Raw genomic sequence first — 24,882 nt, forward strand, 5'->3', positions numbered from 1 at the left:
GGCGTCAGGGGAATCGCTTCAGGTTAACGTGTTGGATTGTCGGATGAGGCGTTCGAGATAGTCTGGGTCGAGATTGGCGCGTTTTCGCCTGACTTTGAGGCTTTGCTTGTCGGCGGGCATTCGGACGAGGTTCATGGCGATATGACGGATGATGGCCATGTTTTGAGGCCCGTTTCCTGACCTGAGGCGGGTGAGGTCATCGTGGAAGACGACGTCGAGCACCCAGTGCAGGCGGTTCTCGATGCCCCAATGAGCGCGAACGGCGCGAGCGAACGTCTCGGCGTCCAGGGTGGTGGAGCACAGATAATACCGCATCCAGAAATTTCTGACTCGCGTTGTGTTGCAGGGGATTGAGGCTGCGGCTTTGGTGTGATTCGCTGTCCGCTCTATTCAGCGGGGGAGCGGGAATGCCAGCGATAGCGATCCGACAGGACATCTCGGTCTGCGAGTTGCGCCGGCAGGCCCGATTGGAGGAGGACGGGCGGGTGGCGGCGCGTCTTCTGGCGATCGCCACCGTGCTGAACGGTCACAGCCGGGCCCACGCCGCGCGCTTGGGCGGGATGGACCGGCAGACCTTGCGCGATTGGGTGCATCGTTTCAACGCCGAGGACGTGGCCGGTTTCGGGGTTTCGGGGTCACGTCCGTCAAGGTGGTGGAAATTGGAAGGTGGTCAGGAGCGTCGTCGGTCAGGCCGCCTTTGTTGAGGGGAGCGGTGTGATAGCGGGCTCATCGGCGGCGGCGATACCGGCCATGGTTTCGAGCGTCAGGTACCGGTGTTGAAGCTGCCAGTCGTCGTTCTGTTCCAGCAAGATCGCACCGACGAGCCTTCGAACACTTTCTTCATTTGGGAATATGCCAACAACATCCGTGCGGCGTTTCACTTCCTTGTTGAGACGTTCAAGAGGATTCGTCGAGTGTAGTTTGGTGCGGTGTGCCTCTGGATAGTCCATGTAGGCGAGCACATCGTGCTCGGCGGCATCGAGCAGCGCCGCCACCTTGGGGAAGCGTGCCCGCAGCTGATCGGCGACATGGCGCCAGACCTCGCCGGCGATCTTGCGGTCGGGCTGCACGAACACTTGGCGCACGGCGGCCGACACCACGGTCTGCTGCCCCTTGGGCACATGGCACAGCAGCGAACGAAGGAAATGAACACGGCAACGTTGCCAGGTGGCGCTCAGCACTTGGCTGATCGCCGCCTTCAGCCCCTCATGGGCATCGGATATCACCAGCTTCACGCCTTTCAGCCCGCGCCGTACGAGGCCGCGCAGGAACTCGATCCAGAAGATCGCCGCCTCCGATTGCCCCAGCCCAAGGCCGAGGATCTCGCGCCGCCCATCCTGATTGACGCCGGTGGCGATTATCGCGGCGATCGAGACGATGCGGCCGTCTTGGCGGACCTTCAGGTAGGTGGCATCCAGCCAGAGGTACGGCCAGTCCCCCTCCAGCGGACGCTCCAAGAAGGACTGTACCCGGGTGTCGATCTCCTGGCACAGCGCCGAAACCTGGGACTTGGAGATGCCGGTCATACCGAGTGCCTGGACGAGGTCATCGACCTTCCGGGTTGAGACGCCCTGGATCCAGGCCTCCTGGATGACCGCGGTGAGCGCCTTCTCGGCCGTCTTGCGCGGCTCCAGGAAGGCAGGGAAGTAGCTGCCCTGCCGCAGCTTGGGGATCTTCAGGTCCAGCGTGCCGAGCCGGGTATCGAGCTGGCGCGGGCGCGAGCCGTTGCGATAGGTGGTGCGCGTGTCGCTGCGCTCATGCCGCGCGGCGCCGATCAGCGCCTCGACCTCGAAGTCCATCAGCCGATGCAACGTGTGCTCGGCGACGGAGCGCAGACAGTCGCCATCCGTGCTCTTCTGGATCTGCTCGATCAGTGCCATTCTGTCGTCGGTCATCGTCGTGTCCTTGGTCGTGGTCGCGTGTCGCAACTCGACCTTACCGAAGATGCGCGATGACCACCTCCTGCCGCCGAACACACCGCCTGCGAGGCGGAGGATCGGGCTGGGGCCGGGCTACGCTGTGTGCGAGCTTCGCCCGGCCCCAGCCCGATCCTTCATGGGCGCTTTTTCCACCACGCCCATGGACGTTACCCGCCGCCGGCTGAACGCCGCCACGGTACAGCCGGCACGGCCGGCAGTGTCAAACAGCTCGCTGTATTTCTCCATCCTGACCTCGGTCGCCATGGTAGCGCTGGTCGCCTTCTTCATTTCGTGCCGCATCTCGCGGCCACTCAAGCAGATCGGCGAAGCGGCCGAGCGGCTTGGACGGGGGGAGTCGGTGGAGCTGGACGAGCGGAGGGGGCCTGACGAGGTTCGCCGTGCAGCGACCGCCTTCAACACCATGGGCGCGCGCCTGCGACGCTTCGTCGATGACCGCACACGGATGCTGGCAGCGGTCAGCCACGACCTGCGCACCCCCATCACCAACCTGCGCCTGAGGGTGGAACTGCTCGACGAGGGCGAAACGAAGCAGCGCATGCTGGACAATGTGGAGGAACTCCGGCTGACCGCCGAGGCCATGCTGTCCTTCGCCCGCGAGGAGGGTAGCGAGGAGGCGCGGGCCGTGGATCTCGTCTCGCTGGTTGAAAGCGTGTGCGAGGACATGGCCGACGTCGGCGCCCCCGTGAGTTTCGATGGTGCCGCCAAACTGCCGGCGATATGCCGCCCGATCGCCATGCGGCGGGTCGTCCGCAACCTCGTTGAAAACGCCATCGCCTATGGTGCCGAGGCCAGGGTTTCCGTGCGTCCCGACGGCGGCGACATTCGGGTGACCGTCGAGGACAGGGGGCCTGGCATCCCGGCGGTGGACATCGAGCGGGTGTTCGAACCTTTCGTCAGGCTTGAGACATCGCGCAACCGGAGCACCGGCGGCGTCGGGCTTGGGCTGTCCATCGCCCGCTCCATCGTCCGCGGCCATGGTGGCGACATCTGCCTGGAGAACCGGCAGGATGGCGGCTTGCGCGCCGTCCTCACGCTTCCGGCAATGCATGTCGTCGGTGACGACCGACAGGGCAGGCGTACACCTGCGCGGCAGATCGCGGCCTGATGCCACTCCGATGGGAGGCGTTTCTGGCAGCGCCAAGGTTCCGTGGCCGCCGCGTATTCATGAAGCATGGACATGACCTCATGCCGGCCATGCCGCCTGGTCGGCGGGTCCGACTTGACCTATTTTCCGCCCATCAAGCCGGGTCGAGTGCCACCACGGGACTGACCACATCCGCCGCCGGCAAAGTCGGCGCCGCCTTGGCCTCCGTCCGGCACCTCCATTCCACCTTGGCCTTCGATGATAGGAGGTCCAGGCCGCCGCGGCGGGCGGCAGGAGCAGCCCATGATCTGCATCGGCATCGGACTTGTCGTTACGACCTTCTACGTCATTCTGCTGGCGGGAACCGAGCGCGGCTTCGGTATTCCGCGTCACTCCGAAACGATCCCAGGTCCGATGCGGACGCGCCGCCCCTCGGGCGAGGAACGTATGGGCTGATCGCTCCGCCCCACGCCGTGGGCCAGGAGCAAGGTTGGAGCGCATGCGCACCCGGCCGCCCATTCATGAAAATCAGATATAGCTTCATGTTGATCACACCGTCTAATCGACAGGCGTCGATTGGCTTATCTCATGCGTACCGCAACAGTTGAACGCCCATACCGGTGGGCCGAAGGGGAAGCGATGAAGACGCGTATCCTAGGGAAAAGTGGCCTGGAGGTTTCGGCGATCGGCTTCGGTTGTATGGGGCTCAACTTCAGTTACGGTCATGCGCTGAGCCGGGAGGAGAGTGTCGCGTTGATCCGGCAGGCGGTGGAGCGTGGCGTCACCCTCTTCGACACGGCTGAAATTTATGGCCCCTTCACCAATGAGGAGATCGTCGGCGAAGCACTGAAGCCGGTGCGCGACCAGGTGGTGATCGCCACCAAATTCGGCTTCAACATCGTCGACGGCAAGATGGCTGGCGTGAACAGCCGCCCGGAGCGCATCAAGGCGGTCGCGGAAGGGTCGCTGAAGCGGCTTGGCGTCGAAGTGATCGACCTTTTCTACCAGCACCGCGTCGATCCGAACGTGCCGATCGAGGATGTCGCCGGCGCGGTCAAGGATTTGATCCGGGAAGGCAAGGTCAAGCATTTCGGTCTGTCCGAACCCGGTGCCCACACCGTCCGCCGGGCGCACGCGGTCCAGCCGGTCACCGCGCTACAGAACGAGTATTCGCTGTGGACGCGTGGTCCGGAGACCAACGGCATTCTCGATGCCTGCGAGGAGCTGGGCATCGGGCTGGTCGCCTACAGCCCGCTCGGCAAGGGCTTCCTGACCGGCGCCATGGACAAGGACACCAAGATCGGCGAGAACGACTTCCGCAAGATTCTCCCACGCTTCACGCCTGAGGCGATGGAAAAGAATCAGGCATTGGTCGACCTGCTGAAACGCATCGCCGTGGAGAAAAAAGCCACGCCGGCGCAGATCGCCCTCGCCTGGCTGCTGGCGCGGAAGCCCTGGATCGTGCCGATCCCCGGCACCACCAAGCTGCACCGGCTGGACGAGAACCTCGCCGCCGCCGCTCTCGAGCTGACCGCCGGCGACCTCGCCGAAATCGAGCGCGCCGCCGCGGAGATTGCGGTGGAGGGGCAACGCTATCCCGAGCATCTGATGAAGACCACCGGCCTCTGACCGAAGCGAGGGAAGAGAACCGATGGAACGGCCGAGCGGACTATCGAGGCGGAATGCGATGACGGCGGCGCTCTCTCTGCCTCTGGCGATGGGAGTGGGCCTTTCGGCCGGTTCCGCCGCCGTCCGGCAGGTTCAATCCCGGGCAGTGCCTCTGGTCGCCTTTTTCTCCCGCACCGGCAACACCCGCGTCGTCGCGGGCCAGATCCGGCGGGCTCGTGACGCGGACCTGTTCGAGATCGAGCCAGCCGCCCCCTATCCCGAAGACTATAAGGCGATCGTCATGCAGGCGGACCAGGAGCGGCAAACCCTTGCGTAAACAACCCGATGGCTGGGCGGCATCCGGCCCGGCCGATGAGCGGGTCCCCCTGCGGGTTCCGGATCCCCGACGCCGAAAGCCTACGGACGCCGCCGGATCGGACCGAAAGGAAGACAGCAATGAACGGCACCATCGACGGCATCGCGGCGGCGCTCCCCCACATGGCTCGGCAGAAGAGCGGACACATCATCAACGTCTCCTCGGTCGCCGGCCACAAGGTGCGCCCCGGCAGCGCCGTCTACGCCGCGACCAAGGCGGCGGTGCGCATGCTGTCCGAGGAGCTGCGGATGGAGGTGAAGCCCTACAACATCCGCACCACCATCATCTCGCCGGGTGCGGTGCGGTCGGAGCTGCCGCAGAGCATCACCGAGGCCGACGTGGCCAAGGGCATCCGGGATTTCTATCAGGCCGTCGCCATTCCGGCGGACAGCTTCGCGCGGATGGTCGCCTTCGCGATCAGCCAGCCCGAAGACGTGGATGTGAACGAGATCCTGTTCCGCCCAACAGCGCAGGAACTGTGATGTCCATGGTCTCCAGCGTCACAGCGCCCGCCCGGGCGCCGAGCCACGGCTGGCGCATGCTCGGCATTCTCAGCGCGCTGATGGGCTTCGCCTCCATCTCGACCGACCTCTACCTGCCCGCCATGCCGGCGATCGGACAGGCGCTCGGCGCCGATACCGGCATGGTCGAGCTGACCGTGTCGGGGTATCTGATCGGCTTCAGCCTGGGGCAACTGCTTTGGGGACCGATCAGCGACCGCATCGGCCGTCGCCTGCCGGTGGCGGTCGGATTGGTGCTGTTCGCCATCGGATCAGCCGGCTGCGCCATGGCGGGCGGCGCCGGGGCGTTGATCGGCTGGCGCATCGTGCAGGCCATGGGCGCCTGTGCCGGCGTGGTGCTGGCTCGGGCGATGGTCCGCGACCTCTATGAGGGCCATCGCGCCGCCCAGATGCTGTCGACGCTGATGACGGTGATGGCGGTGGCCCCCCTGCTTGGGCCGATCGTCGGCGGACAGATTCTCGCCGTCGCCGGTTGGCGGGCGATCTTCTGGGTGCTGGTCGGCGTCGGTTTCATCACGCTCGCCGCCCTGTTCACCCTGCCCGAGACGCTGCCGGCCGAGCGCCGCAACCGCGAACCGCTCGGCCGGGCGTTGCTGCGTTACGGCGATCTCATCCGGCAGCGCCGGCTGCTCGGTTACGCCGGGGCGGGCGGGTTCTTCTACGGCGGCATGTTCGCCTACATCGCCGGCACGCCCTTCGCCTACGTCACCTACCACCATGTCCCGCCGCAGATGTACGGCCTGCTGTTCGGGGCCGGCATCGTCGGCATCATGGCCACCAACACCGTCAACGCGCGGCTGGTGCGGCGGCTGGGCAGCGACCGGCTGCTGCGCGGCGGGGCCGGCATGGCAGCACTCGCCGGACTGGTGCTGGCGGCGGCGGCCTGGACCGGCTGGGGCGGACTCTGGGGACTGGCGGTGCCGCTGTTCCTGTTCGCCTCGGCAACCGGCTTCATCGTCGCCAACTCCATCGCCGGCGCGATGGCGGGCTACCCCGAACGGGCCGGCGCCGTGTCCGCGCTGATCGGAGCGGTCCATTACGGCAGCGGCATCGTCAGTTCGGCCCTGGTCGGGGAGTTCGCGGACGGCACGCCCTGGCCGATGGGCTGGGTCATCGCCTTCACCGGGATCGGCAGCCTGCTGTGCGCCCGGCTGCTCGTTCCCTCCACACGCGCCACTGCGAGGACATCATGAAGACGGTGCTGAATCGCCGTGGGGTGCTGGCCTCGGCGGCATCCGTTGCCGTGCTGCTCGGAACCTCGAAGTGCGCCCTTGCCCGGAATGCCGTGGACACCATCACCAACGGCATCGGCATGGAGTTTCGGCTGATCCCGGCCGGCAGCTTCCTCATGGGATCGCCCGACAGCGACCGCGAGGCCCGAGACTTCGAAAAGCCTCAGCACAGGGTCACCATCAGCCGGCCCTTCTACCTCGCCCGCCATGAGGTGACGCAGGCGCAATGGGAAGCGGTGATGGGCTCGAACCCCTACACGCTCGACCGCTCCAATCCCTATTACGGCCTGCCCGGCATGGCGGAACGGATCACACGTCCCGACCACCCGGCCACGGTGTCCTGGAATGACGCGCAACGATTCATCGCCCGCCTCAACGAGCGGGAAGGCGGCAACCGCTACCGCCTGCCAACCGAGGCGGAGTGGGAATATGCAGCCCGCGCCGGAACGACCACGGCCTATTCCTTCGGCGACAACGCGGTGGAGTTGGGCCGCTACGCCTGGTACGGCGAGGATTTCGCCACGGGTGGGACGCATCCCGTCGGGCGCAAGGCGCCGAACCCCTGGGGCCTCTACGACATCCACGGCAATGCCTGGGAATGGGTGCGGGACTGGTACGACCCGGCCTACTACGCCAACAGTCCGGCAACCGATCCGCAAGGGCCGGAACAGGGGGGCGAACGCGTCGTGCGCGGCGGCAGCTGGCACACCACGGCGACGAGCTGGCGGACGGCCTTCCGACGCAGCTACGTCCCCGACTACCGCGGCATCAGCATCGGCTTCCGCCTGCTGAGGACGGCGGAATAGCCCTCCGAACACCCAGAGTCTGTCAGATGCTTACTGAAGCATCTGACAGACTCTAGCCTTTTGATTTTTCGTGCGATTCACGCTTCAGACGCTTCCGTCCGAAGCGATCGCACTCTAGGAGACATCATGTCAACGCTTCCCCTGACCGTGCTTGTCGTCGGCGCGACCGGCAGCATCGGGCGCCTCGTCGTCGAGGAGGCAATTCAGCAGGGCCACGCCGTGCGCGCCCTGGTGCGCGATCCAGCCAGAGCATGTCGGCTTCCGGCGCAAGCGCAGATCGTCATTGGAGATGTCACCCGACCCGAAACGCTGTCCGCCGCCATGGACGGCATCGATGCCGTCGTGTTCACCCTCGGCTCGGACGGCGCCGGCAAAGCGGGAGCGGAGAGCGTCGATTACGGCGGCGTGCGCAACGTCCTTCGCGCGCTCGGGCGGCGGCAGGCGCGCCTTGCGCTGATGACCTCGATCGGGGTCACCAACCGCACGGGCGCCTATAACCGCGCGACCGAGGCCCATGATTGGAAACGCCGCTCCGAACGGCTTGTCCGCGCCACCGGGTTGCCATACACAATCGTCCGGCCCGGCTGGTTCGACTGCAACGGTCCGGACGAGCACCGTCTCGTGCTGCTACAGGGTGACACACGCCGGGCCGGCGCCCCCAGCGACGGCGTCATCGCCCGGCGCCAGATCGCCGAGATGCTGGTCCGCAGCCTCACATCCGACCAGGCGGTGCGGAAGACCTTCGAACTCGTCGCCGCCCGCGGCCTTGCCCAGGACGACGTCGACAGCTTGTTCGCCGCTCTCGACGCCGACCCGTCATGCGCGCTGGACGGCGTTCACGATACGGCGAACATGCCGTTGGCCGAGGAACCGCGGCGGGTGCGTGACGACCTGGATGCGGTCCTCGCCCGCCAGCCCATCACTTCGGAGCCAGATCGCCGAACCAATAGGCTGCCGTGACGCCGCCATCCAACAGGAAGTCGCTGCCGGTGATGAACGCGCCGTCGGCTCCCATGAGGAGCGCGCCGACGGTTCCCACCTCATCCGGGGTTCCGGCCCGCCCGGCCGCCGAGAGCTCGATCATGTGCCGGTAGCCGGGGCCGCGCGGTCCCTCCAGCTCATCCTTGGCCAACGGCGTGATGATGATTCCCGGGCTGATCGTGTTGACCCGCGCGCCCCGCTTCCCCCAGCGAACAGCCTCCGCCATCACCCGCAGGGAGTTCCCCCGCTTCGAGATCTGATAGGCGTGGAGGGGATCCTTCACCTGATCGGGCTGCAGCATCGGCAGGGCGAGCAGTTCCTCGGTGGGCGTCGTCGCAAGGGCCTTGTTCTGCTCGGCCGTGAGCGGGGGCAGGCGGTGACCCGACTGCGACGCGATCACGACAGCGGAGCCGCCGCGCGCGATGACGTTGCCGAATTCCTCCAGCACCAGCGCGGTGCCGTAGAGATCGACCTTGAGAATGGTTTCCGGCTTGGCTTGCGTCGGGGACACTCCGGCGGCATGGATGACGCCGAAGACCTCGCCGCGGGCGGAGGCCGTCCCGACCAGCGCCTGAACCGACGAGCGCGACGACACGTCGACCGTCGCGGCGCTGACGTCGAAGCCGGCCTCGCTCAGTGTTTTTGCCGCGGCATCGGCATTTTCCTGACGCAGGTCGGCAAGCAGAACATGCTTGCCGGCACCGACCCGGCGTGCGATCGCCTGGCCGATTGAACCGGCTCCGATCAAAACGATTACCTGTGGCATGACGATCCTCCGTCTCCTTGTGTTTGGGTGTGTCGTGCGGCCCTTCAGCCGCCGTACTGCGCGTCGGTCACCGGTTCGAGCCAGTCGACCACCTTGCCGTCCTTCATCTCGGCGATGGCGATGTGCGTCATCGCGCAATGCGGTGCGGCGCCATGCCAGTGCTTCTCACCGGGCTCGATCCAGACGATGTCGCCAGGGCGGATTTCCTCGACCGGGCCGCCTTCCCGCTGCACGCGGCCAAGCCCGGATGTGACGAGAAGGGTCTGCCCGAGCGGGTGCGTATGCCATGTGGTGCGCGCACCTGGCTCGAAAGTGACGGTGGCGCCGCTCAGCGTGCCGTTGCCGCTGAACGGCGCATCAATCCGGACGGTGCCGGTGAAATACTCACCGGGGCCTCTCACCGAGGCTTCCGCCCCGCTGCGCCTGATGTTCATTCTCATCCTCCACACCGTTGGTGCCGGCGCCCATTCAGGACGCCGACTGCGGCAAGCAAATTAGCGGGGAGGCACTCCAGAGATTAGGTGCTATGAATCACATGCGGTCATATCCGGGGTTCATGAATGCAGCGTGAAGAGCTGGTCGACCTCAACGCCTTCCTCACGGTTGCCGAGGAGCAGAGCTTCACCCGCGCCGCCGCGCGGCTGGGCACCTCCCAATCGACGCTGAGCCACACGATCCGCCGCCTGGAAACCCGCATCGGCGTCCGCCTGCTGACCCGCACCACCCGGAGCGTCGCGCCGACCGAGGCGGGCGAGCGGCTGCTCGCCACCCTGCGGCCGGCCTTGAACAGCATCGGCGCCCAGCTCGCATCCCTGACCGAACTGCGTGACAGGCCAGCCGGGACGATCCGCATCACGGCAGGAGAGCATGCAGCCAATACCGTCCTGTGGCCGGTGCTTGAGCGGCTGCTTCCCGATTATCCGGATATCCACGTTGAACTGAGCCTCGACTCCGCACTGGCCGATATCGTTACGGAGCGCTTCGACGCCGGCGTCCGCCTGGGCGAAGCACTCGCCAAGGACATGATTGCCACCCGAATCGGCCCGGACCTGCGCATGGCCGTTGTCGGCGCGCCCGCCTATTTCAGGACGCGCCGGGTTCCACGCACGCCGTCCGACCTGGCCGATCACCAGTGCATCAATCTGCGTCACCAGAGTTCAGGAGCCCTCTATGCCTGGGAGCTGGAAAAGGATGGCCGCGAGTTGCGGGTGCGCGTCGAGGGGCAACTGGCCTTCAACAACGTGCCTTTGATCGTCCGCGCCGCCACCGCGGGGTTCGGACTCGGCTTCGTCATGGAGGACCATGTCAGGGCGCATCTCGCCGACGGCCGTCTGGTCCGGGTTCTGGAGGACTGGTGCCCGCCGTTCCCCGGCTATCACCTGTACTACCCGAGCCGGCGCCAACCGTCGGCCGCCTTCGCCGTGCTGTTGGAAGCGTTGCGCTACCGCGGGTGAGGCATCCCGCGGCGCCGGGTATCACGGCGCCTTGTGAATCCCCAGGCTGCCACGGCTTTCCAGACCAGGCGTCATCGCCAGTTTGACCACGAGATCCGCCACGCTGCTGCGCGACACGGTCGCCGCGGCGTTCCGGAACGGCTCGCCCTTCCTCGTGGTCCCGTAGGCGATGTCGTCCCGGTCGTTCAGCCAGGCCGGCCGCAAGATCGTGTAGTCGAGCCCCGAGGATTCGATGACGCGGGCCGCGTTGCGGTAGGAATCGAGGACGCTTCCATAACGCTCTCCCGGCACCTCGTCGTAAATCCCCATCGAGCTGATGAAGATCAGGCGCTGGACGCCGACGGCATTCATGGCCGACAAGATGCGGCTTACCTGCTGCTCCAGCGCTCCCGAGAGGTTGGCGTAGACGACATCCTGCCCAGCCATGGCGGCCTCGAGTGTCGCGGTCTCCAGAACGTCGCCTTCGATGACCGTGACCCGATCGGCCGGAGCGGTCTCCGTCAGGCGATGGGCGTTGCGCAGGTAAAGCGTGAGCTGCGCGTCGGTCCGCGCGAGGAACAGGCGTATGGCAACGCGCGCGATCTGCCCGTTGGCGCCTAGGATCAGGATCTTGGTCATGGAAGCAATCCAATGGATTCAGAGCGTCAGGAGCCGATGGTGGTCGCCAGGATCGTTCCACCCCTGTGCTTCAGCCGTAACTTTCGCGGCCTGTCCCGCGGGCACCCTGCACGGGGATCACCGAGAGCGCGGCGGCGATCTCGACGAGATCGGAGGAACCGAGCTCGATGTCGGCCGAGGCGATGTTCTCCTCGAGCCGGTGCAGCTTGCGCGTCCCCGGAATTGGTACGATCCAGGGCGTCTGGGCAAGGAGCCAGGCGAGCGCGACCTGCTCGGGGGGGGCGCCCTTGGCGTCCGCGATCCGCTTGACCAGCTCGACCATCGCCTGATTGGCTTCGCGCGCCTCCGGCGTGAACCAGGGGAAGCGGTTGCGCCAGTCCGACGCGTCGAAGCTGGTGCTCGGGTCGATATGCCCGGTCAGGAAACCTTGCCCGAGCGGACTCCCGGGCACAAAGCCGATGACCAGCTCCGCGCATAGCGGGAGGATTTCCGGTTCTGGGTCACGCGTCCACAGCGAATATTCGCTTTGGATCGCCGTCACCGGCTGAACCGCATGCGCCCGGCGGATGGTTTGCGCCCCGGCCTCCGAGAGGCCGAAATGGCGGACCTTCCCGGCCGCGATCAGATCCCTCACCGTTCCGGCGACCTCCTCGATCGGGACGTCCGGATCGACGCGATGCTGGTAGAGCAGGTCGATGGTCTCGATCTTCAGGCGCTTCAGCATGCCATCCACCGCGCGGCGGACATGGTCCGGACGGCTGTTGAGCCCCGGGCGGCGCTCGCCGGTTTCGGGGTCGATGTTTCAGCCGAACTTCGTGGCGATGACCACCTCGTCACGCACGGGCGACAACGCTTCGCCGACGAGTTCCTCGTTGGTGAACGGCCCATAGGCCTCGGCGGTGTCGAACAGGGTGATGCCCAGTGCATGCGCGCCGCGGATCACACGAATGGCCTCATTCCGGTCAGGCGCCGTGCCGTAGGTGGACGCGAAGCTCATCGTGCCGAAGCCGAGGGCCGAGACGCTCAGCGTACCCAGAGTGCGCGTTTCCATGGGATTCTCCTGTCGATAGGGCCAATGGACCGTCCGTTGGTCGGGACGGCCCGTCGTCGCACGCCGGGATCAGCCCGGAACCGGCAGCTTGCCCGCGCGCATCGCCGCGATCACACCGCCATCGATCAGCAGGTCGCTGCCTGTGATGAATCCGGCATCGGGACCGAGCAGATAGGAAGCCGCCACCGCGATCTCTTCGGGCGGCGCCATCCGCTTGGACGGAGAGGCGGCGATCATGGCGCGATAGCCGTCGCCGATCTCCGAATTAAGCTCGTGCTGCGCAAGCGGCGTCACGACGATGCCGGGGCTGATCGAGTTGACGCGTGCGCCTCGCGCACCCCAGCTCATCGCGGCCGCCTGCACACGGAGGTGATTGGCGCGCTTGGCGATCATGTAGCCGACGAGCGAGTTGGGCACGGCATCCCCCTTCAGGAAGGGCAGGCCGAGCAGCTCATCGGCCGGCGTGAACGCCAGCGCATGCTCCTGATCCCTCGGCAGCGGCGGCATCATGTGCCCCGCCATGCTGGAGATGATGAGACCGGCGCCGCCAGGGGCGATGACGCGCTCGAACTCCTCGAACACCAGGGCCGATCCGTAAAGGTCGACTTCCAGCACCTTGGCCGGGGGCGCCATGTTGGGCGACAGGCCGGCGGTGTTGATCACCTGCATGACGCTGCCCAGCGACGCCGCCTTGTCGGCCAGCGCGCGCACCGACTCCCGCAAGGCGACGTCGACAACCTGCGACTCGATCGTGTAGCCGGCCGCAGCCATACCGTCCGCCGCGGCGCGCAGCAGTGTCTCGTTGAAGTCCGCGAGCAGCACCCTTTTTCCAAAGCCCTGTCGCCGGGCGATCGCCAAGCCGATGCCGCCGGTTCCGATCACCACGATAACGTCGTTTGTCATCTCATATCTCCTCCAACTGCGGGGGCTGTGGAAGCCCCGCGAGAGCCGGTCGGGAAGCACGAGCGGCTTCGCATCGAACCCGATGGAGACTATGTACGGCGCATTGATCTGCACTATTAGATGCTTAATCATACACGATGTTATACTGGGAGCTTATCAATGCGACGTGACGAACTGGGCGATCTGGCGGTCTTCCTCACGGTCGCCGAGGAGTGCAGCTTCACACGAGCGGCGGCGCGGATGAATACCTCCCAGTCGGCGATCAGCCAGGTCATCCGCCGGCTGGAAGCCAACATCGGAGTCAAATTGCTGACCCGGACCACGCGAAGCGTCGCCCTGACCGAAGCCGGCGAGCAACTGGTGGAGACGCTGCGGCCGGCGTTCGAAGACATCGATGCGCGTCTTTCGGCACTGAGCGCCCTGCGCGAGCGACCGTCGGGCACGGTCCGCATCACCTCCAGCCGACATGCCGCCGAGACGATCCTTTGGCCTACCGTGTCGCGGCTGCTGCGCGAGTATCCGGACATCACGATCGAATTGTCGATCGACCCTGCGCTCTCCGACATTGTGGTCGACAGGTTCGATGCGGGGGTCCGGCTCGGCGAGCAAATTGCCAAGGATATGATCGCGGTTCGCATCGGCCCCGATCTGCGAATGGCGGTGGTATGCGCCCCTTCGTATCTGGCGAACCGCCCCATGCCCAAGACCCCGCACGAACTGACCGAACACCGGTGCATCAACGTGCGCTTACCAACGAAGGGCGGCCTGTATGCATGGGAGTTCGCGAAGGACGGTCGCGAACTCAATGTCCGGGTCGGAGGCCCGCTGGTGCTCAATGACCTGAGCATGGTTCTACAGGCCGCCAGCGAGGGCCTCGGCATCGCCTGCGTCATGGCGGATCAGGCCGCGCCCTTCATCGCCGACGGCCGGCTGGTGCGGCTGCTGGACGACTGGTGCCCGCCCTTCGCCGGCTACCACCTCTATTTTCCGGATCGCCGGCAGCTCCCTCCCGCCTTTTCGCTCCTTGTGGCGGCGCTCCGCCACGGCGCCCATCGCTGAACCCGGATGGCCACGCTGACGAACCCCGGCGTTTGGGTTCAGCTGGGCTGCGATGTTGCCCTGCGGTACCGCCTCTGCTCCCATGGCGACCATGCGGGGCTGGACCAGGGTGCTGGGGCGGGCGTGCTGGAGGCCGTTGACGACGACACGGTCCTCCACGGTCAGCCCCCGGGCGACCACACGTAGCCCGTCGGACAGGGGACCAAGGTCAACCGAACGGTATTCCACCCGGCCATCCGCGTTCACGACAAGGACGAACTTCTTGTCCTGGTCGGTGCCGGTGAGCATATTCTGCTCGGCTCCGGCGCCCTTTCGGCTTTCGACTGCTGCGGAAAGCGTTATGGTACACGCATTCGCATACGATTAGACGGTCAGTCCCGTATGCACTTATACTCCATTTTTACAGGTCGCGTCGCCCGTGCCGTTTCGACATCAGGCCGCCGGGCCAGCCGCCGGATTACCGGCTATGCTATCGCGTATCCACCGGTCGATTTGATCGACGAGGCGGGCAATCTCCTCCCCGCCCTCCGTCAATTGATATTCGACATGGGGCGGCACCACGTCGAACATGGTACGCAACACCAAACCGTCGCGTTCCAGTCCACGCAACGTCTGCGTCAACATCTTTTGCGACAGTCCATCGATTCGGCGCAGCAGCGCACCGTTGCGCATTGGCCCGGTCCGCAGTGCAAGCAACACCAGCATGACCCACTTGTCAGCGAGCCTGGTCAGCAGCGCACGCGCGGGGCAAGCGGCATCGAACGTGTCAGGTGAAAGAATCTGATGCATGCCTTAATAGGCACCAAAAGGTGCGTACTTGTCCATTGGTTTCCTTGCTCGTATGTCGGCTCCATCGAATGCGGACGGAGGCAAACATGCGTAACAATGGACGAGTGTTGGTTTACGGCGGCACCGGGCAGCAGGGCCGACCTATCGTAGAGCGACTTCAGGCAGACGGTTTCAGCGTCCGCGTGATGAGCCGGCAGGACAAGTTGGATGGCGTCGCAAATGGCGTCGAAACGGTGGCGGGATCATTAGACGACGTTGAGAGTCTGATCCGCGCGACCACGGGCATCCGGTACATCGTATTGTTGTTGCCGCTGGCCTTCGACATTGAGGCAGCGGCCGATTGGACCCGCAACGTGGTTAAAGCGGCTGAGCGGGCGGGGGTGGAAAGGATCGTGTTCGACACCAGCGCCCCCGTACCAGACACACGCACAGGTGTCGCCGCGATCGACGTTAAGATCGTCGCCGAGGATATCATTCGCGCCGCATCAATTCCCTGGACGATCCTTCGACCGACCATCTATCTGGGCAATCTGACCGCCCCTTGGTCCGCGCCGGGTATCGTTGGGAACCGGGTCATCGCCTATCCTGTCGATAGCGGCTTAGGTGTGTCGTGGGTCAGTTGGGAGGATGTCGCAGTCGCGGTGTCCCGGGCGCTGTCGGATCCGGCCTTTGCCGGTCAGGCGCTGAACATTGGCGGTGACCGCGCACTGACCGGCCCCGAACTCGCGGCTGCGTTCGGCAACGTCCTCGGCGGCGCATTCGCCTATGCTCCGATGCCACTTGAAGGGTTCGAGGCGGGGCTGAACCAGGCACTGGGCGAGCCGGTGGGAACCGAAATCGCCCGGCTCTATGGCTGGCTGGGCGGTGAGGGTCGATCGCATCTCGCACGGAAGACAAACGACAACGCCAAGCTCGGGCTCAAGCCGATCACTGTCGAAAGCTGGATCGCCGCACAGACGTGGTGAGCGTCGGCAGCAATCCGTCGCAGATGATACCAGCAGCTTTTTGATCCTGACTTGTCAGGATCAAAAGTTTCGGCGGCTTAAAGTGCGATCGTTTCAAGCGGTATCGATTGAAACGATCGCACGAAAAATCAAAACGCTGGCGTCCGTCTGCAACTGCAATAAGCATCAGACGGACGCCAAAGGAAGAGGTCCGCCAAGCCCTGCGCGACGTCGTCCGGAGGCCACGAGAGCCGGGACACGACCGGCAGCCCACGGAAGACGCGCGCCATAGTTCGTTGGTCCTCGACGGAGAAGCAGGCCCTTCTTCAACCTTCCACTTCCAGAAAGAGGCGCGCCGAAGCGAGAATATCCTCGGATAGCGCGTCCGAATTGACGATCCGCGCGAGAACCATGGCGCCGATCATCGTCGCCCAAGTCCCGATCGCAGCGACCCGCCGCTCCGCCGGTTTCTCACCCGGCGCGATGTCGACGAATTTCTGGATCTGCCGCTCGATGGCATCGGTCAGGATGTCGCGGGTGGGCCGTGGTGCCCGCGCCATTTCAGGGCCCAGGGCCGCGAACACGCAGCCGGTACCGGGCTCACCGCGATGTTCGGAGCGCAGATAGGCACGGGCGAATTCATGCAAGTCGCGCATCGGCAGCGATGGCTCCCGTGCGTCTGCGGCGAACAGCTCGGCGAGTGTCGCCGTGATCAGCTCTTCCTTGCTGGTGAAATGTCGGGGGAATCCGCCATGCGTCAGCCCCGCACCGTCCATCACCGCCGCAACGGTGACGCCGTCGAACCCGTTCTCCCGAAACAGCTTGGCCGCAGAGCGCATGATCGCCTCACGGCTCTCCGCCTTCCGCTTCTGACTTTTTGCCATCCCTAAATCTCCTTCGCGGAAAAATTATAGATGACAACCATCATCTTTTCAATTAGATGATAACCATCATCCATGTGAGCGAACCGCTCCTCGTTTCGGAGAAGATTCGATGTCGACAGCTCTCATCACGGGCGCATCGGAAGGAATAGGTGCCACCTACGCCCATCGCTTCGCCGCCCGCGGCCATGACCTTGTTCTTGTGGCGCGCAACACGGACAAACTGGAGGGCTTGGCTGCGGAACTGCGCGCGGCCCACGCGGTTTCGGTGGAGGTGATTACGGCCGACCTGACTGATGCGACGCATCTCGGCCTCGTGGAAAAGCGCCTGCGCGTTGGGGGGCCCGTCGACATTCTTGTCAACAATGCCGGCGCGGCGCTGATGGGGCCGTTCCATGGGAATGACCGGAATAAGATGGAGGCGTTGATCCGCCTCAACATCACCGCGCCCACCCTGCTTGCGTCGGCGGCCGTTGACGGCATGGCGGCCCGTGGGAACGGCGCCATCATTAACATTGGCTCGGTGGTTTCGCTCATGCCGGCGTATTTTCCCGGTATCTATGCGGCGACGAAGGCCTACATCCTCACCCTGTCGCAGGGGCTGGCGGCGGAAATGGGCCCGAAAGGTGTTTATGTGCAGGCCGTGCTGCCGGCCGCGACGCGCACCGCGATTTGGGCGAAGGCCGGCGTGGATGTGGGACAGATCCCCAATGTCATGTCGGTCGACGACCTCGTCGACGCCGCCCTTGTCGGCTTCGACCGCCGGGAGAGTGTCACCATCCCCCCTCTGGCCGATGCCAGCCTGTGGGAAACGTTTGAGGGCGCCCGCGCCGCACTCCCCTCGGGCCTCGGCGGCACGCCGGCGGACCGTTACCGCACCCCCGTTACCACCTGAGCCAGTCGATCATCTCAAGCCGGATCAGGCGTGGGGCCAGGGGAAAGCGCCTGAATTCGGCGCTCTCCCCTGGTTGATTGGGGTAATACAGCCCGGCTTCCCTCCCTCCAATCAGTCGGAACCTCGAACATGACCACCCTCCCCCATCCGAATGCCCTGCAATCCGCTCCCAGTTCCGCCGACGCTCGAACCCAATTCGTCGAAAGCAATGGCCGACGGCTGGCCTACCGGGCCGGGTCACGTCCCTGAACGTGGTGTAGGAGCTGTGGGGAACCGGCCCGCCGAAGCGCCCCCCCAGAGCTGGCGTAGGCGGGCGGGTTTTGCACAGCGGGGCGGTCATCGTGACCATCGCGGTGGCCGTGAACAACGACGGCCAGCGCGAGGTGCTGGGCATGGACATCGGGCGCCTCGGAAGCCGAGACCTTCTGGATCGAGTTCCTACGCAAGCTCAAGCGCCGCGGCTTGGCCGGGGTGAAGCTGGTGATCTCCGACGCCCACGAAGGCATCAAGGCCGCCGTGTCCAAGGTGTTCCGCGCCACATGGCAGCGCTGTCGGGTGCACTTCATGCGCAACGCCCTGGCGCATGCCGGGCGGAGCGGCCGGCGCGTGGTGTCGGCCTTCATCGCCACCGCGTTCGCCCAGGATGACGCCGGCGCCGCCAAGGCGCAGTGGCGCCGGGTGGCCGATCAGGTCCGCCCCAAGCGGCCCAAGTTGGCCACCCTGCTCGACGAGGCCGAGGAGGACGTGCTGGCCTTCATGACCTTTCCCAAGGAGCACCGCGCCAAGATCCACAGCACGAACCCGCTGGAGCGGCTGAACGGCGAGATCAAGCGGCGCACCGAGGTGGTGGGCATCTTCCCCAACGAGGCGGCGATCACTCGGCTGATCGGCGCCATCCTGCTCGAACAGAACGATGAATGGGCGGTACAGCGGGCGCGCTACATGACCCTGGAAACCATCGCCGCCTTGCGCGTTGATCTCGCCCTCACGTTGCCCGCTACGGCCGCGTGACTGTCCCGGCTAGGCCTGCCGGAGACCAGATGAGCCCCCCGGCTCCTACACCACGCCTCGGGACACGACCAATCCGGCTATGCCCCCAAGGTTTGGGAACAGGCACAAGCCGCGCCCCGAACCAGCATTCGGATCGGCCCGAAGTTCTATCTTCAACAGCGATTCAAACTGCGCACGATCGCAATCCCTCAGGACCGTGCCCGAAATCAAAAACATACCGTCTAGACGGTTTACACCGATCGGCGCTTGGTGATAGCGTGACAACGTCGTCATCAGCGCAGGACAGGCCATGGCCGCCGACATGCAGATGCCCTTGGGCGGCGGAACCGCTGTGGGTTCCCCGGTCCATTCCAGAAGCGGCGCCCCCGATTTAGCCGCCGCCGGCTTCACTGACGGCGACTGCATGCTGGCCTGCGATTCCTGCGGCCAACTGGTTCTGTTGCCATCACCGGAGCCAGACGGTCGCCATCATTGTCCGCGTTGCGGCGAGTTGCTCAGGCGGGATCATGACGAACCGCTGACAACGCCCCTGGCGCTGTCCATCGGCGCCTGGCTCCTCGGCGTCATTACCCTTGCGTCGCCGCTCCTCTCCATCCGGCTTCTCGGACGCTACAGAGACAGTACCCCGCTGTCCGGTGCCCGCTTCTTCCTGGAGGACGGAGCCGCCCCGCTCGCCCTGCTGCTGGTTGCGACCGTGATGATGGCGCCGCTGCTGCGCCTGACGTTGCGGATCGCCGTGCTGTCGGGCCTTCTCATGTTCCGATCCCCGCAGCGGATGGCGCCCCGCATGGTGGCGCTGCTTCGCTGGCACGATCGGCTCGGCGCTTGGTGCATGCCCGAAATCTTCCTCGTCGGCGGGATCGTGGCCTATGTCCGGCTCACGACCATGGCCGACGTTCAGATCGGGCCGGCGGCCTATGGCCTTTTCGCCTTCGTGGTGACGACGCTGGTTGCCGATGCCCTGTTCGAACCGCAGTCGATCTGGCATGCGCTCAACGCTGCGGAAGACCCGGCGCCTTTCCTGGCCGGCTCCCCCCCGCAAAGCTGCCCGTACTGCCGCCGGTTGGCGTTCCTGCCGCCCGGCGCGCCCTGCCCGCGCTGCGGAACCCCGCTGCGGTCGCGCAAACCCGACAGCGTGGCGCGCAGCTGGGCCCTGGTGACGGCGGCCGCCATCGCCTATGTGCCGGCCAATCTGCTGCCGGTGATGACGCTGATCCGGCTGGGTCACGCTGAATCCCACACGATCATGGGCGGTGTCGCAGCCTTCGCCGAGAACGGCTTCTGGCCGCTGGCGGTGATCGTCTTCGTGACGAGCGTCCTGTTTCCGCTGCTGAAGCTTGCCGGCCTGTCGGCGATGCTTCTGCATGTGAGCAGGCCGTCCGGCGACCGGGCCTGGATCTACACCCGTCTTTACAGCCTGATCGAGGCGCTGGGGCGCTGGTCGATGATCGACGTCTTCATCGTGGCCGTGCTGATCGGGCTGCTTCGGTTCGATGCCGCCGCCTCGGTCGTCGCCGGTCCCGGCGGCGTGTTCTTCGGGGCGGTGGTCGTCCTGACCATGCTGGCCGCCAGGGCATTCGATCCGCGGCTGCTGTGGGATGCCGGCACCGGCCAGGCGGCCGGCCCGTCCGGTGGGAGGCGGTGATGACCTTGAGGCCCCACAGCTCCGGACAACGCCGGCGAACGCTCTCCTGGGTCTGGCTGGTACCGGTGCTGGCCGCCACCCTCTCGGTGGTGGTCGGTTACCAGGCATGGCGTCAGCGGGGAACGGCCATCACCATCGATTTCCGGAACGCGTCGGGCATTGTCGCCGGCCAGACCCAGATCCGCTATCGCTCGGCCCAGATCGGCAGTGTGGAGGCGGTGCGGTTGGCCGAGGACCGCTCGCACCTGCGCATCACCGCGAGGATCGACGGCACCTTTGCCGGCTGGCTGACGGAGGGCGCCCGATTCTGGATCGTGCAGCCCCGGCTCGGCGCCGAAGCGCTGTCGGGCTTCGAAACCTTGCTGACCGGCCCATACATCGAGTTCGACCCGGCCGGGATAGCCAAAACGCAGTCGGAAACCCGCTTCACCGGCCTCGAGCAGCCTCCCGACATCCGCGCCGGGGAACATGGCTCCGTCTATCTTCTGCAAACCGAAAGGCTGGGGCCGCTGTCGGCCGGATCGACGGTGAGCTTTCGCGATAAACCGGTCGGTTCCGTGCTGGATGTCGATCCGCCGGTCGCGGATGGCCCGATCACGCTCCGGATCTTCATCCGTGCACCCTATGACGGCTATGTCCGGGCCGAGACCCGCTTCTGGAACAGCAGCGGCATCCGCCTCGATCTTGGCTCGACCGGTCTGACTCTGGAACTGGAAAGTCTGCGGGCGGCCCTGGGTGGCGGCATCGCCTTCGAAACCCCGCCGGACAAGCTGGGGGGACCGGCGGCGCCGTCGGGTGCGGCATTCCCGCTGCTTGCGGACCGAAGCGTGGCTGCGGCGGCCGATACCGCCGGCCGGGTCGAGATCCTCACCTATTTCGATGAGGCCATCGATGGTCTTGGCATCGGCTCTCCTGTCGATCTTCAGGGACTGCGGGTCGGCACTGTCACCGCCGTAGGCCTGGTCCACGACGCCAGGACCCGGCGGTTTCGCGTGGCCGTTCACCTGACGGTGGAGCCGGACCGCCTCCTTGGGAGCGGCAGCACGCGGTCCGAGGCAGAGCGCCTGCTGTCCGGCCGGGCTGGGGAGCGCTATCGGATCGCGCTGCGGACCGGCAATCTGTTGACGGGCGCGAAGCATCTGTCGATCGAGCACTGGAACGATGCTCCGGAGCCGGACGGGCCGGCGGCGATCGCACAGGCGGTGGAGGGCAGCGGCGCGATCCTGCTGCCGTCGCTCCCCGGCACGGGAAACGATCCGATTGCCGCACTCAGCGCGGTGGCGGGCCGGATCGATGCCCTCCCGTTGGAGGCGATCGGCACCCAACTGGTTTCGGCCCTCGCCGCCATCGACGGGCTGGCCGGCAGTGCCCGGACCCTTCTGCGCAAGGCGGACAACGGGCTGGGACCGGCCATGGCGCAGTTGCCGCAACTGATGCGGGCCGGCGCCCAATCCCTAAACGCCGTGCAGGCATTGGCACGATCTCTGGAGGAAGGCTATGGCGCGGAGTCGTCGTTCCGGCGGCAGACGGAGCTGGGCGTGCGGCAGGCCGCCGAGGCCGCCAAGGCGTTGCGCCGGCTCGCCGAACTGCTGGAAAGCCACCCCGAGGCCCTGATCCAGGGGCGCAGGCCATGACGGCCGGATATCTCCCCGGGGCCACCGGCCGGCGCGTCCTGCTGGGATGGCTGCTCGCCGTACCGATTGCCGGTTGCACCTCCGCCCGGCTGGACTGGTTCCGTCCTGTACCGGTTGCCGGACCCGTGCGTGCCGACGTGACGGCACGGGTCGAACTGCACGACGTGACGGTGGCGCGCGCCTTGGATCGCCCGGACATTCTCAGACTGGCCGGCGACACCCGGCTGGTTCCGACCGGCGGGCAATGGGCGGCCGCGCCGGGCGACATGATCGCCGCCGTGCTGCGACGGAACCTGGCCGACCGCTTGCCCGCCGCCACCGTGACCGATGCGGTGAACGGCATCGCGACCGACGTCATCGGCGGAGCCGGTGCTCCCGCTGTCCTGGTCGAGGTGGGAATCGACCGCTTCGAGGCCGATGCGGACGGACACGCCGTTCTGGCCGCGCATTTCGTCCTGCGCCATCCCCGTTCCCCCCTCCCTCCCACTGAACGGAGCGTCGTGGAAACCCTCAGTCCCGTCGGCCCGGGTCCGGATGCGCTCGTCCTGGCGCTGAGCCGGACTCTCGCACGCCTTGCCGACCGTATCGCGGACGCGCTTACGGCATCTTGAATACCACCCCCGGAAAGGATCCAATTCCATGCCTCAAATCCTCGTCGCGTCACGGGCACGCCGACGCCTCATTCCGACGGCTGTCGTCGCTGTCGTCTGCGCACTGGTCGCCGCCTGCGCCAGTCCCGATCCCGTCGCTTATTCCGGCCTCAAATCCTCCTCTTATCTCGCCCCGAATCCACAGGACGACACCGGCCGGATTCCGTTCCGCTACAACACCGGGATGAACTGGCGCGATTACGACCAGATCATCGTCGATCCGGTCGCGATCTACCGCGGTGCCGACCAACAGTTCGGCGACATGTCCGAGCAGGACAAGAGGACGCTCGCCGACCACATGCAGCGCAGCTTCACCGCGGAGCTCTCGCCCCGCTTCCGCACCGTGCAAACTCCCGCCCCCCACACCCTGCGTCTCAAGCTGACCCTGACCGGGGCCGCCACCACCACGCCGGTGCTGGGGGCGCTGTCGCGCTTCGACATCGCCGGCGGCCTCTACAACGGTGTGCAGTCGGTACGGGGCGGCGAGGGCACGATGACAGGTTCGGTGATCTACGCGGTCGAGATTTACGATGCGCCGTCCGACCGGCTGCTGGATGCCTTCATCGCCAAGCAGTATCCCAATCCCTACAACATTCCGTCCAGCTTCGGATCGCTGGCCGCCGCCAGAACCGGCATCGACAAGGGCGCCGCGGCCTTGGCGGCGCAATTGCGATGAACGGGAGGCTGCTCCCCGGAACGGCATCGGTTCGAGCGGCCTTGGTTGAGCCATAACGCACTTGGGGAGGCCTGGAGTCCGTCAGGCACTGTGCCCGGAACCTGACGGACTCCCATCGCGCAGACATCCTAAACAGAGCCGTTCTCCCATTAAACCAACCAGCCGGCTTGTTATTCGAGGCATCGGCGCGCTATGACTGTTCATCCCGCCTCACATTTTCCGGCCTGAACCGGCCGAAACCGCTTCGTTCGAGTTTCTCATGGAAAATTCTGTCCGTTCGGAACGCACCCGTAACGCCGTCCTTCAGGCAGCATTGACAATCATCGCGCGGGATGGGCCGGGACGGCTCACGCTTGATGCGATCGTCAAGGAAAGCGGGATGAGCAAGGGTGCCCTCCTGCACCATTTCCGCAACAAGAGCGCGGTGCTGGCAGCCCTTCTCGCCTTCCAGACCGAGCAGTTCGAGGAGGCTTCGCGGCATTTCCTGGCCGAACATGAGAATGCGCTCGCCTATCCGCAGTTGGCCGCCCAGATCGATACCCTGCGCCAGACGCTGACCCGGCAACGGGCCATCGCCTTCGCCGTATTCGCGGTCGTCGCAGATAATCCGGATCTGCTGAGCAGCGCGCGGGAACACTCGGCGGGAACCGTCGCAAAGATGAAAGCGGAGGCAACCGATCCTGATCTCGCGCTGCTCCGGTGGGCAGCGGCGCGTGGGCTGGCCGTCACCGAACTGCTGGGGATGTGCCCCCTGTCCCAGGAGGACCGTGACCGGCTGTTCGACCGGCTGTTCGACGATGACAGATGGACGGGATGCCAATCATCAACGCTTTGAGGTGAAGGCCCGTTACCAATGCGACCTGGACTGGTCCATAGTAGCTGGCCAGACCTTGGGTGACTGGATTGTGACCGTCCAGGCAGCGGATCGGCGGACAGGGCAATGGACCGGGATCGCACCGGAAGTGTTCAAGGCATGCCGGGACCGGTTTTCAAGCCGGTGTCGGTCGAGGTGGGTGAACCCGACACCGCCTTCCGGTTTCTGACGGCTTCAGTCCAATCCCTTCTCCGCGAGAAACTTGGACATCAAATCCGCGATCTCAAGATTGTTCAGGTCCGAGAACGGAAAGTGCGTGTTGCCGCGGATCCCGACCTCGGGGAGATGCACGACGGTGACGTCGCCGCCACGGCGGTTCACGGCATCCCGCCATAGCCGGGCCATGTCGAGACGCACGCGCCACTGGTCCTGACCAGGATTGGCCATCGGTTGCGCCGGGATATTGTCGCCGAAAAAATGATGATCGGGATCTTCGTGAACGCCATGAACTCTGTCATACCGGCTCACGCCTGAACTGACTCTC

The 24,882-nt window shown here is 65.7% G+C and carries 24 protein-coding genes and 6 pseudogenes; 19 read left to right on the forward strand and 11 right to left on the reverse strand.

Annotation, left to right across the window (positions count from 1 at the left end):
* Window positions 1–18 precede the first annotated feature (18 nt).
* A complete protein-coding gene (locus tag A6A40_RS16070; RefSeq protein WP_335645191.1) occupies window positions 19–390 on the reverse strand; it encodes an ISAs1 family transposase in 372 nt (123 codons plus the stop codon).
* A 17-nt stretch (window positions 391–407) separates the two neighbouring features.
* On the opposite strand from A6A40_RS16070, the pseudogene A6A40_RS16075 reads away from it, so the two are divergent.
* Window positions 408–695, forward strand: a pseudogene (locus A6A40_RS16075) (helix-turn-helix domain-containing protein); the annotation flags it as partial.
* Here the strand turns inward: A6A40_RS16075 and A6A40_RS16080 are convergent.
* On the reverse strand, window positions 687–1,895 hold the full coding sequence (locus A6A40_RS16080) for an IS256 family transposase (protein WP_108546923.1): 1,209 nt from the start codon (window positions 1,893–1,895) through the stop codon (window positions 687–689). The pseudogene A6A40_RS16075 and the gene A6A40_RS16080 sit on opposite strands and share 9 nt — an antisense overlap.
* A 160-nt stretch (window positions 1,896–2,055) precedes the next feature.
* Between A6A40_RS16080 and A6A40_RS16085 the strand changes: the two genes are divergently transcribed.
* The 8 genes and pseudogenes from A6A40_RS16085 to A6A40_RS16115 all read left to right on the forward strand — a co-directional run bounded on the left by A6A40_RS16085 (window position 2,056) and on the right by A6A40_RS16115 (window position 8,527).
* The gene (locus tag A6A40_RS16085) at window positions 2,056–3,045 is read left to right on the forward strand and encodes a sensor histidine kinase (protein WP_236783836.1); all 990 of its coding nucleotides are present in this window, start codon (window positions 2,056–2,058) and stop codon (window positions 3,043–3,045) included.
* 282 nt (window positions 3,046–3,327) lie between these two features.
* Window positions 3,328–3,480 (forward strand): hypothetical protein, encoded by a 153-nt coding sequence (locus A6A40_RS30715; protein WP_158279296.1) that lies wholly within the window; start codon window positions 3,328–3,330, stop codon window positions 3,478–3,480.
* 183 nt (window positions 3,481–3,663) lie between these two features.
* Window positions 3,664–4,653, forward strand: a complete 990-nt coding sequence (locus tag A6A40_RS16090) for an aldo/keto reductase (protein ID WP_108546925.1) — start codon at window positions 3,664–3,666, stop codon at window positions 4,651–4,653.
* A 58-nt stretch (window positions 4,654–4,711) separates the two neighbouring features.
* Window positions 4,712–4,969, forward strand: a complete 258-nt coding sequence (locus tag A6A40_RS16095; protein WP_108546926.1) for a flavodoxin — start codon at window positions 4,712–4,714, stop codon at window positions 4,967–4,969.
* Window positions 4,970–5,088: 119 nt separating this feature from the next.
* Window positions 5,089–5,490 (forward strand): annotated as a pseudogene (locus tag A6A40_RS16100) (SDR family oxidoreductase); the annotation flags it as partial.
* On the forward strand, window positions 5,490–6,722 hold the full coding sequence (locus A6A40_RS16105; protein ID WP_108546927.1) for a multidrug effflux MFS transporter: 1,233 nt from the start codon (window positions 5,490–5,492) through the stop codon (window positions 6,720–6,722). The pseudogene A6A40_RS16100 and the gene A6A40_RS16105, both read left to right, overlap by 1 nt.
* A complete protein-coding gene (locus A6A40_RS16110) occupies window positions 6,719–7,567 on the forward strand; it encodes a formylglycine-generating enzyme family protein (RefSeq protein ID WP_108546928.1) in 849 nt (282 codons plus the stop codon). The genes A6A40_RS16105 and A6A40_RS16110 overlap by 4 nt, the downstream gene beginning before the upstream one ends.
* Before the next feature lie 126 nt (window positions 7,568–7,693).
* Complete coding sequence (locus tag A6A40_RS16115; protein ID WP_108546929.1) at window positions 7,694–8,527, forward strand: SDR family oxidoreductase; 834 nt, start codon at window positions 7,694–7,696, stop codon at window positions 8,525–8,527.
* Here the strand turns inward: A6A40_RS16115 and A6A40_RS16120 are convergent.
* Together A6A40_RS16120 and A6A40_RS16125 are read right to left on the reverse strand one after the other, a co-directional pair.
* Window positions 8,487–9,314 carry an SDR family oxidoreductase gene (locus A6A40_RS16120; RefSeq protein WP_108546930.1) on the reverse strand — a complete coding sequence of 276 codons (828 nt, stop codon included), beginning with the start codon at window positions 9,312–9,314 and terminating at the stop codon, window positions 8,487–8,489. The two genes, A6A40_RS16115 and A6A40_RS16120, sit on opposite strands and share 41 nt — an antisense overlap.
* 44 nt (window positions 9,315–9,358) lie before the next feature.
* Window positions 9,359–9,748, reverse strand: coding sequence for a (R)-mandelonitrile lyase (locus tag A6A40_RS16125; RefSeq protein ID WP_042695955.1), 390 nt, complete (start codon window positions 9,746–9,748; stop codon window positions 9,359–9,361).
* Window positions 9,749–9,874: 126 nt separating this feature from the next.
* On the opposite strand from A6A40_RS16125, the gene A6A40_RS16130 reads away from it, so the two are divergent.
* Window positions 9,875–10,768 (forward strand): LysR family transcriptional regulator, encoded by an 894-nt coding sequence (locus tag A6A40_RS16130; RefSeq protein WP_108546931.1) that lies wholly within the window; start codon window positions 9,875–9,877, stop codon window positions 10,766–10,768.
* 21 nt (window positions 10,769–10,789) lie between these two features.
* Here A6A40_RS16130 and A6A40_RS16135 read toward each other — a convergent pair whose 3' ends face one another.
* The 3 genes and pseudogenes from A6A40_RS16135 to A6A40_RS16145 form a co-directional block, all read right to left on the reverse strand.
* Window positions 10,790–11,386 (reverse strand): NAD(P)H-binding protein, encoded by a 597-nt coding sequence (locus A6A40_RS16135; RefSeq protein WP_108546932.1) that lies wholly within the window; start codon window positions 11,384–11,386, stop codon window positions 10,790–10,792.
* A 70-nt stretch (window positions 11,387–11,456) separates the two neighbouring features.
* Window positions 11,457–12,437: pseudogene (locus tag A6A40_RS16140) on the reverse strand (aldo/keto reductase).
* A 69-nt stretch (window positions 12,438–12,506) separates the two neighbouring features.
* Window positions 12,507–13,340: an SDR family oxidoreductase gene (locus A6A40_RS16145; protein ID WP_108546933.1), complete on the reverse strand. Its 834-nt coding sequence runs from the start codon at window positions 13,338–13,340 to the stop codon at window positions 12,507–12,509.
* Window positions 13,341–13,499: 159 nt separating this feature from the next.
* Between A6A40_RS16145 and A6A40_RS16150 the strand changes: the two genes are divergently transcribed.
* Window positions 13,500–14,399 carry a LysR family transcriptional regulator gene (locus A6A40_RS16150; protein ID WP_108546934.1) on the forward strand — a complete coding sequence of 300 codons (900 nt, stop codon included), beginning with the start codon at window positions 13,500–13,502 and terminating at the stop codon, window positions 14,397–14,399.
* A gap of 138 nt (window positions 14,400–14,537) precedes the next feature.
* On the opposite strand, the pseudogene A6A40_RS32540 reads toward A6A40_RS16150, so the two are convergent.
* Both A6A40_RS32540 and A6A40_RS16160 read right to left on the reverse strand, forming a co-directional pair.
* Window positions 14,538–14,687 (reverse strand): annotated as a pseudogene (locus A6A40_RS32540) (permuted SH3 domain-containing protein); the annotation flags it as partial.
* Between the two features lie 144 nt (window positions 14,688–14,831).
* Entirely contained in the window at window positions 14,832–15,188 is a 357-nt protein-coding gene (locus tag A6A40_RS16160) for a winged helix-turn-helix transcriptional regulator (RefSeq protein ID WP_108546936.1), read from the reverse strand.
* Window positions 15,189–15,274: 86 nt separating this feature from the next.
* Between A6A40_RS16160 and A6A40_RS16165 the strand changes: the two genes are divergently transcribed.
* The gene (locus A6A40_RS16165; RefSeq protein WP_158279297.1) at window positions 15,275–16,153 is read left to right on the forward strand and encodes an SDR family oxidoreductase; all 879 of its coding nucleotides are present in this window, start codon (window positions 15,275–15,277) and stop codon (window positions 16,151–16,153) included.
* A gap of 305 nt (window positions 16,154–16,458) precedes the next feature.
* Here A6A40_RS16165 and A6A40_RS16170 read toward each other — a convergent pair whose 3' ends face one another.
* Window positions 16,459–17,016, reverse strand: coding sequence for a TetR/AcrR family transcriptional regulator (locus A6A40_RS16170; RefSeq protein ID WP_108546938.1), 558 nt, complete (start codon window positions 17,014–17,016; stop codon window positions 16,459–16,461).
* A 109-nt stretch (window positions 17,017–17,125) separates the two neighbouring features.
* On the opposite strand from A6A40_RS16170, the gene A6A40_RS16175 reads away from it, so the two are divergent.
* The 7 genes and pseudogenes from A6A40_RS16175 (at window position 17,126) to A6A40_RS16205 (ending at window position 24,359) form a co-directional block, all read left to right on the forward strand.
* Entirely contained in the window at window positions 17,126–17,908 is a 783-nt protein-coding gene (locus A6A40_RS16175; RefSeq protein ID WP_108546939.1) for an SDR family NAD(P)-dependent oxidoreductase, read from the forward strand.
* Window positions 17,909–18,219: 311 nt separating this feature from the next.
* Window positions 18,220–18,919: pseudogene (locus A6A40_RS16180) on the forward strand (IS256 family transposase); the annotation flags it as partial.
* Window positions 18,920–19,409: 490 nt separating this feature from the next.
* A complete protein-coding gene (locus tag A6A40_RS16185; protein ID WP_158279299.1) occupies window positions 19,410–20,564 on the forward strand; it encodes a paraquat-inducible protein A in 1,155 nt (384 codons plus the stop codon).
* The gene (locus A6A40_RS16190) at window positions 20,564–22,198 is read left to right on the forward strand and encodes a PqiB family protein (RefSeq protein ID WP_108546941.1); all 1,635 of its coding nucleotides are present in this window, start codon (window positions 20,564–20,566) and stop codon (window positions 22,196–22,198) included. Before A6A40_RS16185 ends, A6A40_RS16190 begins: the two co-directional genes overlap by 1 nt.
* Complete coding sequence (locus A6A40_RS16195; RefSeq protein WP_108546942.1) at window positions 22,195–22,809, forward strand: PqiC family protein; 615 nt, start codon at window positions 22,195–22,197, stop codon at window positions 22,807–22,809. The genes A6A40_RS16190 and A6A40_RS16195 overlap by 4 nt, the downstream gene beginning before the upstream one ends.
* Before the next feature lie 28 nt (window positions 22,810–22,837).
* A complete protein-coding gene (locus A6A40_RS16200; RefSeq protein WP_042702722.1) occupies window positions 22,838–23,524 on the forward strand; it encodes a DUF3313 domain-containing protein in 687 nt (228 codons plus the stop codon).
* A gap of 259 nt (window positions 23,525–23,783) precedes the next feature.
* Window positions 23,784–24,359: a TetR/AcrR family transcriptional regulator gene (locus A6A40_RS16205; RefSeq protein ID WP_108546943.1), complete on the forward strand. Its 576-nt coding sequence runs from the start codon at window positions 23,784–23,786 to the stop codon at window positions 24,357–24,359.
* Between the two features lie 213 nt (window positions 24,360–24,572).
* Here A6A40_RS16205 and A6A40_RS16210 read toward each other — a convergent pair.
* A pseudogene (locus A6A40_RS16210) lies at window positions 24,573–24,850 on the reverse strand (hypothetical protein); the annotation flags it as partial.
* Between the last annotated feature and the right edge of the window lie 32 nt (window positions 24,851–24,882).

It is taken from the genome of Azospirillum humicireducens (assembly GCF_001639105.2).
GTDB classification, from domain to species: domain Bacteria; phylum Pseudomonadota; class Alphaproteobacteria; order Azospirillales; family Azospirillaceae; genus Azospirillum; species Azospirillum humicireducens.

Bases quoted from the DNA above. Each gene is read 5' to 3' on its own strand.
- A6A40_RS16165 (WP_158279297.1), top strand. From the start codon at position 15,275: ATGCGTAACAATGGACGAGTGTTGGTTTACGGCGGCACCGGGCAGCAG.
- A6A40_RS16175 (WP_108546939.1), top strand. From the start codon at position 17,126: ATGTCGACAGCTCTCATCACGGGCGCATCGGAAGGAATAGGTGCCACC.
- A6A40_RS16170 (WP_108546938.1), bottom strand. From the start codon at position 17,016: ATGGCAAAAAGTCAGAAGCGGAAGGCGGAGAGCCGTGAGGCGATCATG.
- A6A40_RS16130 (WP_108546931.1), top strand. From the start codon at position 9,875: ATGCAGCGTGAAGAGCTGGTCGACCTCAACGCCTTCCTCACGGTTGCC.
- A6A40_RS16190 (WP_108546941.1), top strand. From the start codon at position 20,564: ATGACCTTGAGGCCCCACAGCTCCGGACAACGCCGGCGAACGCTCTCC.
- A6A40_RS16115 (WP_108546929.1), top strand. From the start codon at position 7,694: ATGTCAACGCTTCCCCTGACCGTGCTTGTCGTCGGCGCGACCGGCAGC.
- A6A40_RS16095 (WP_108546926.1), top strand. From the start codon at position 4,712: ATGACGGCGGCGCTCTCTCTGCCTCTGGCGATGGGAGTGGGCCTTTCG.
- A6A40_RS16110 (WP_108546928.1), top strand. From the start codon at position 6,719: ATGAAGACGGTGCTGAATCGCCGTGGGGTGCTGGCCTCGGCGGCATCC.
- A6A40_RS16150 (WP_108546934.1), top strand. From the start codon at position 13,500: ATGCGACGTGACGAACTGGGCGATCTGGCGGTCTTCCTCACGGTCGCC.
- A6A40_RS16195 (WP_108546942.1), top strand. From the start codon at position 22,195: ATGACGGCCGGATATCTCCCCGGGGCCACCGGCCGGCGCGTCCTGCTG.
- A6A40_RS16135 (WP_108546932.1), bottom strand. From the start codon at position 11,386: ATGACCAAGATCCTGATCCTAGGCGCCAACGGGCAGATCGCGCGCGTT.
- A6A40_RS16200 (WP_042702722.1), top strand. From the start codon at position 22,838: ATGCCTCAAATCCTCGTCGCGTCACGGGCACGCCGACGCCTCATTCCG.
- A6A40_RS16090 (WP_108546925.1), top strand. From the start codon at position 3,664: ATGAAGACGCGTATCCTAGGGAAAAGTGGCCTGGAGGTTTCGGCGATC.
- A6A40_RS16105 (WP_108546927.1), top strand. From the start codon at position 5,490: ATGTCCATGGTCTCCAGCGTCACAGCGCCCGCCCGGGCGCCGAGCCAC.
- A6A40_RS30715 (WP_158279296.1), top strand. From the start codon at position 3,328: ATGATCTGCATCGGCATCGGACTTGTCGTTACGACCTTCTACGTCATT.
- A6A40_RS16125 (WP_042695955.1), bottom strand. From the start codon at position 9,748: ATGAACATCAGGCGCAGCGGGGCGGAAGCCTCGGTGAGAGGCCCCGGT.
- A6A40_RS16080 (WP_108546923.1), bottom strand. From the start codon at position 1,895: ATGACCGACGACAGAATGGCACTGATCGAGCAGATCCAGAAGAGCACG.
- A6A40_RS16160 (WP_108546936.1), bottom strand. From the start codon at position 15,188: ATGCATCAGATTCTTTCACCTGACACGTTCGATGCCGCTTGCCCCGCG.
- A6A40_RS16205 (WP_108546943.1), top strand. From the start codon at position 23,784: ATGGAAAATTCTGTCCGTTCGGAACGCACCCGTAACGCCGTCCTTCAG.
- A6A40_RS16085 (WP_236783836.1), top strand. From the start codon at position 2,056: ATGGGCGCTTTTTCCACCACGCCCATGGACGTTACCCGCCGCCGGCTG.
- A6A40_RS16120 (WP_108546930.1), bottom strand. From the start codon at position 9,314: ATGCCACAGGTAATCGTTTTGATCGGAGCCGGTTCAATCGGCCAGGCG.
- A6A40_RS16145 (WP_108546933.1), bottom strand. From the start codon at position 13,340: ATGACAAACGACGTTATCGTGGTGATCGGAACCGGCGGCATCGGCTTG.